General features: G+C 68.9%; 4 protein-coding genes and 1 pseudogene. 2 read left to right on the plus strand and 3 right to left on the minus strand.

Translation table 11 applies throughout. The annotated features are described in order from the left end of the window. The first annotated feature begins 112 nt into the window (after positions 1-112). Positions 113-505, plus strand: coding sequence for a nuclear transport factor 2 family protein (locus FNH04_RS39300; RefSeq protein WP_152790808.1), 393 nt, complete (start codon positions 113-115; stop codon positions 503-505). A gap of 227 nt (positions 506-732) precedes the next feature. Further along, a pseudogene (locus tag FNH04_RS39305) lies at positions 733-990 on the plus strand (response regulator transcription factor); the annotation flags it as partial. Positions 991-1,329: 339 nt separating this feature from the next. Here FNH04_RS39305 and FNH04_RS39310 read toward each other — a convergent pair. The 3 genes from FNH04_RS39310 to FNH04_RS39320 form a co-directional block, all read right to left on the minus strand. Beyond that, positions 1,330-1,986, minus strand: coding sequence for a response regulator (locus FNH04_RS39310; RefSeq protein WP_152790810.1), 657 nt, complete (start codon positions 1,984-1,986; stop codon positions 1,330-1,332). Beyond that, entirely contained in the window at positions 1,983-3,296 is a 1,314-nt protein-coding gene (locus tag FNH04_RS39315; protein ID WP_322725168.1) for a sensor histidine kinase, read from the minus strand. The genes FNH04_RS39310 and FNH04_RS39315 overlap by 4 nt, the downstream gene beginning before the upstream one ends. Positions 3,297-3,431: 135 nt before the next feature. Further along, entirely contained in the window at positions 3,432-5,690 is a 2,259-nt protein-coding gene (locus tag FNH04_RS39320) for an MMPL family transporter (protein WP_322725170.1), read from the minus strand. Positions 5,691-6,335 lie beyond the last annotated feature (645 nt).

Here is a 6,335-nt window from a genome sequence, read left to right on the forward strand (position 1 = left end):
CCGAAACCCCCGCCGACCTCGCCGGCCGGACTCTGCCCGTCCCTGTCGGCGCCGACCACCTTCTCGACGCATTCACCTTGCCGCGCCTGACACCCGACCCTACGGAGGCACCATGAGCGACCTGGAAAAGAACCTGGAGAAGAACAAGGCCACAGCCGAGGCGTTCTACGACCTGATGTTCAACCAGTGCCGCCCCGCCGAGGCCATCGACCAGTTCGTCGGCGACACCTACATCCAGCACAATCCACACGTCGGCGACGGCAAGCAGGCGTTCATCGACTACTTCGAGCGCATGGCCGCCGAATACCCGGGCAAGCGGGTGGAGGTCAAGCGCGCCTTCGCCGAAGGCGACCACGTGATCCTGCACTGCCACCAGACCTGGCCTGCCGAGGAGTACGCCGGCATCGACATCTTCCGTTTCGACGTGGCCGGAAAGATCGTCGAGCACTGGGACGTCCTCCAGCTCGTCCCACCGACCTCCAAGAACGGCAACACCATGTTCTGACCGTCCACACCGGCCGAGGCGCAGGGGGAGAAGGACGCCCGCTCCTACTTCGGTAGGAGCGGACCAGTCACAATCGGTTCTCCGGTGCTGGGGTGGAGCAGAGAACACCTTCTATGTTGAGGGCCGGGCCAAGCCCGGCCCGTATGAGACGGTCGCTCATCCGGCGACAGCCAACCCTCACTTGAAGGTACCGTGCATGATCACCGTGCGCCTCACCAGACGCCTCAATGCCCACACGACCCCCACCCCCGCGGGGAGATGACGTGCGGGTACTGCTCGTCGAGGACGACCAACTGGTGGCCGACTCTCTGCTGCGCGCCCTGCCGCGGTACGGCTATGAGATGGTCTGGGCACCCACCGGCGAGGAGGCGCTCCTCTCGGAGTCGACGGGCATGGTCCTGCTCGACCTCGGCCTGCCGGACATCGACGGGCTGGACGTCTGCAGAGCGCTTCGGACCCGGAGCGATGTGCCGCTCATAGTGGTGAGCGGGCGAGGCTGCACGACGGAGATGACACCGCTGACGAGAAGTATCAGCGCGCTCCCCACGGCCACGCGTCGGGCGATCCCGGGGAGCGGGTCGTGCCGGTGGTCCGTCCGACGCCGGTCGGTCCGCCCCGACTTGTTCATGGGCACGCCCGTGGTCCTGATCACCGGACGCGTTCGGTGCCCCGGCCTTCGCCGTCCTCCCCTCCCTGCTCCAGGATGGACTCTTCCACTTTCCCCGATGCGCATGCTCACCTTGCTCGTCTCCGCTCGCACGTGGCGGCCTGATCCGGCGGCCGCTGCCCGTGTCCGGCCTCGGGACCCCACACCGCTCCGGCTGTCATGCCGGCCGTACGAGCCCCACGTCGTAGGCGAAGATGACAGCCTGGACACGGTCCCGGGCACCGATCTTGGCGAGGATGCGACTGACATGGGACTTCACGGTGGTTTCGGCCAGGTGCAGATGTTCGGCCACCTCGGCGTTGCTGTAGCCGATGGCGACCGCGGTGAGGACCTCGATCTCGCGTTCGGTGAGGGCTTCCAGCTGTCGCTTCTGCTCGGGGGTGTGGCCGGGCAGGTGTGTGGTGAAGGCGTCGATGAGTTTGCGGGTCAGCCCCGGTGAGATGACGGCGTCCCCGGCCGCGACCGCGCGGATACCGGCGAGGAGCTCTTCGGGCAGGGCGTCCTTGAGGAGGAAACCGCTGGCTCCCGCCCGCAGCGCGTCGTAGGCGTATTCGTCCAGGTCGAAAGTGGTCATGACCAGCACACGGGAGCGGCCACCTGAGGTGACGATGTGTCGGGTCGCCTCGATGCCGTCCATGCCGGGCATGCGCACGTCCATCAGGACGACGTCCGGGTGGAGTTCTGCCGTCATACGCACCGCTTCGGTGCCGTGCGTGGCCTCGCCGACGACGGTGAGGTCGGGGTGCTGTTCCATGAGCATGCTGAAGCCGAGGCGTTGCAGGGCCTGGTCGTCGACGATGAGGACAGTGGTCATGCCAGGTACTTCTCCGTAGGCGTGTTGGTGGGTGGGACGAGGTGCAGTTCCGCTCGGACGCTCCAGCCGCCCCGGGAGTTCGGGCCGGCGGTCACGGTCCCCTGGTAGAGCGCGGCGCGCTCGCGCATACCGAGGAGCCCCTGTCCCCCGTCGTTGCGAGGGCGCTTGCGCGGCGCACGTGGGGGACCGCTGTCCTCGACGGCGACACGTACCCCTCGGGAGGTCGCCACGACGGCCACGTCGATCGTCGTGGCAAGGGCCGCGTGCTTGAGGGTGTTGGTCAGTGCTTCCTGAACGATGCGGTAGACGGTGAGTTGGAGTCCTGCGGGGAGGCCGGCGAGGTCCCCCTCGGTGTGCAGGGTCACGGTGGGGCCGGCGGCCCGGACCCTCTCCAGGAGGGCGTCGAGGTCGGTCAGGCCGGGCTGAGGTGCCAGCGGGGAGTCGCAGGACGCGGTGCCGTTCTCGCGGAGGGTGCCGAGGAGTCGGCGCAGATCCGCCAGGGCACCACGCCCGCTGTCGGCGATGGTCCGGAGGGTCTCGGCGCCTCGTTTGGGTGAGGCCTCGGCCAGCCCGGCCGCCCCGTCGGCGAGACCGACCATGACGGCGAGTGTGTGGCCGAGGATGTCGTGCATCTCCCGGGAGATGCGTGCCCGCTCCGCCGCTTCTGCGAGCCGGGCCCGCTGGTCCCGCTCCACCTCCAGCCGCACCGCCCGGTCCTGGAGAGCGGTGATGTAAAGGCGTGCCACCCGGCCGCCCAGCCCCAGGCCCGCCATCGCGATCATGCAGATCGTCAGCATGACGGCCAGTGCCAGGGCGCTGGTGATGCGCTTGAGCTGGACGTCGGAGGAGAAGGCGAGGACGGTGACCAGCGTCTGGGGTACGGCGACCGACACGGCCCCGGCCAGAGCGAGGGGGGTGGCGAAGCGGGCCAGGTTGTACAGCATGACCAGCTGGGCGAGGAAATGTGCGTTGGTCAGCACGCCACATGCGGCTTCCGCCACGGAGAAGCCCGTGACGACGGCGAACACCAGAACAGGACGGCTCTGGCGCCACAGCAGCGGTACGGTGATTCCGGCCAGCAGGCCCAGTGTGACCGGGAGCGCGGGCCCCGGGCCGGGGTATTCCATCAGGGGCTGGAGGCCGAGCGCGGCGCACAGGACGGGCACCCCCCACCTCCTGACATGGGGATGCGCCTGGTCCGCCCGCCCCACCGAGGCCAGCAGGGTCAGGATCCGGTCCACAGTGCGGTCCTCCGAGCTGCACAGCAGGGTGCCGCGGTCGACGATGGGGTCCTTCGATGCTGAGGGCACGGCGTGTGTCTCCGAGGTACCGGCGAAACCGTCCGTCGCCCCTTGGGGGGAGTAAGGGGCGACGGACGGCGACTGGAGGGACGGCTCCCACTCCGTGGGATCACCGTGCGCCAGCCACTGTAAGCGGCGCGGTGGTCAGTCCTGGCCTCGGCGGGCGGGCTCGAGCGGCCTGTCCTGAGCGCTTCCCGGCTCGGCTTCCCCGCCCGGCCCGCTCGTGGCGGTCGGCCCGTCCAGGACGTGCCGCAGCTTCTCCCCCTCGACGTCCACGTCGGGCAGGATCCGGTCCAGCCACTGGGGCAGTGCCCAGGCCCGGCGGCCCAGCAGGGCCATGACCGCGGGCACGATCGTCATGCGGACCACGAAGGCGTCGAAGAGGACAGCCGACGCGAGCCCCAGACCGATCGACTTGATCAGTGCGGCGTCGGCAAGCAGGAATCCGGCGAAGACGGAGATCATGATGATCGCCGCGGCCGTCACCACACGTGCACCGTGCCGGAAGCCCGCGACCACCGCCTCGGTGGGCTCGGCACCGTGGACGTACTCCTCCCGCATCCGGGTGACGAGGAAGACCTGGTAGTCCATGGCGAGGCCGAAGACCACGCCGATCATGAAGATCGGCATCACGCTCACGATGGGCCCGGTCGTGTCGACGCCGAAGACGTCCTTGAACCAACCCCATTGGAAGACCGCGACGAGGACTCCCAGAGTCGCCGTCACGCTGAGCAGGAATCCCAGCGTCGCCTTCAAAGGCACCAGGATGGAGCGGAACACGAGCAGCAGAAGGATCACGGCCAGGCCGACGACCACCAGGAGGTAGGGCACGAGAGCGTCGCCGAGTTTGTCGGAGACGTCGATGTTCAAGGCCGTCGTACCGGTGATCACGACCTCCGCGTCCGTGGCCTTCAGCACGGCCGGGGCGGTGGTGTCACGGATCTCCCCGACCAGGTCCACCGTCTCCTGGCTGTTCGGGGAGCCCTTCGGGACGGCCCGGATCAGTGCCACGTCGCCCGAGGTGTTGAACACGGCCGGGCTCACGGAGGCGACGTCGGGCAGCTTGCCCAGCGCCGTGACCGTCTCCCCGGCGGCGGCCTTCGGGTCCTTGCTGTCCCGGGCGTCGACGACGACCGTGAGCGGGCCGTTGTAGCCCGGGCCGAATCCCTTGCTCAGCGTGTCGTAGGCCACCCGCTGTGTGCTGCCCGCAGGAGCCGTGCTGTCGTCGGGCATGCCCAGGCGCATCGACAGAGCCGGGACGGCCAACACGCCGAGGGCGGCGACCGAGACCAGAAGCGCCCGCCACGGGTGGCGGATGACGTGCCGTACCCAGCGCACGCCCATCGGCTCGCCCTCGCCGCGCTCCAGCGCCCGCATGCGCTTGGTCTGGAGGTTGCCCTTCATGATGCGCATCCCGGCGAAGCCCAGTACCGCGGGCAGCAGGGTCAGGGCGACGACCACGGCCACGACGACCGCGAACGACGCCGCCAGGCCCAGGTCGGACAGCAGCCGGATGCCGACGACGCTGAGGCCCGCCAGCGCGATGACCACGGTCAGGCCGGCGAAGACGACCGCTGATCCGGCCGTGCCAAGGGCTCGCCCGCAGGCGTCCTCGGGCTCGTGGCCCGCCCTGATCTCGCTGCGGTAGCGGGAGACGATGAACAGGGCGTAGTCGATGGCGACCGCCAGGCCCAGCATCAACGCGAGCGTCGACGCCGAGGAGCTCATGTCCCATATGGCGGTCGCGATGGTGATCGACAGGATCGCGACGATGACGCCCAGGAGCGCGGTCAGCAGTGGCAGGCCGGCGGCGAGCAGAGAACCGAAGGTGATCACCAGCGCCACGGCGGCCACCGCGAGACCGATCAGCTCGGCCGCCTTCGCGCCCTCCTTCTCGTTGACGGCGTTACCGCCCAGGCTGACCGCCAGACCCGCTTTCTCGCCCTTGTCGGCGACGGCGTGCAAGGCGTCCCGTGCCTCGGTGGTGAGGTCGGCCTGGGCGACCCTGTACGTCACCTGGGCGTAGGTGATGGTGCCGTCCTGGCTGATCAGACGACTGGCGTAGGGGTCACTGACGCTCGCCACCTGGGGAGCCTTCTTGAGGTCGGCGATCAGTGACTCGACCTCGGTCCTGTCGGCCCCGGACGTCAGCTTCTGTCCGTCGGGCGCCTCGAAGACGACTCGCGCGGTGGCACCCGAGGCAGAGGCCTGGGGGAACTCCTTGTCGAGCAGGTCCAGTGCCTTCTGGGACTGGGTGCCGGGAATGGTGAACTGGTCCGACGTCGTGCCGGACACGCTCGCGGAGCCGATGCCGACGACCGCCAGGATGACGATCCACAGCATCACCACAAGGCGGCGTCGCCTGAAGGCGAACCGGCCGAGTCTGTAGAGGAAGGTGGCCACAGAGGTACTCCCACCTGGGAAACAACGGGATGGATGACGAGAACTGGGTGGGTCTGCGTGACCCGTCCATCAAGCTAGGCGCGGAAATCCGGCCACCTACGGCACCGGGGAAGCGAATCCGGCGCCGTCGCCTCCTACCTGGGTACTAATCGCGTTCCTCCCAAGGCACTCGAGACGCCCGCACGGCAGCCCGTATCCCCTGCTGATCGCCCCGCTACCCCGTGACCGGTTCGGCGCAAGGGTCGGGTGGTGGAGCAGGAGGACTCGGTGGACGATGGGCAGGCCCAGTCCTGTTCCCTCGGTGGTGCGGGTCCGTGAGGTCGGCGTACGGCTCGATGCCCGCGCTCACCATGAGTGCCGTTCGACGGACTTGTCGCCCTTCTTGATCACTCGAGTGTCATCCGGCATCGGCGTCCGCAGGGGCAGGATCCGGCGGCTGTGGGGGAAGTTACGAGGCGTTGGTGAGCTTCTGGATATCGGCGGGCAAGGGCATGTCGAGGTCGGCCACGTAGATCTGCATGGTGTCCGAGGAATCGACGACCGCGATGGCGATGCCGGGTTCGACACCGGGGAGAGGCGACGACGCTCACGCATCACGGCCAAGGCGTCCCGGACGCGGGACCGGGCTGCGGGTAGGGGTCGGGG

The organism is Streptomyces phyllanthi (assembly GCF_009377205.1).
Classification (GTDB): Bacteria; Actinomycetota; Actinomycetes; order Streptomycetales; family Streptomycetaceae; genus Streptomyces; species Streptomyces phyllanthi.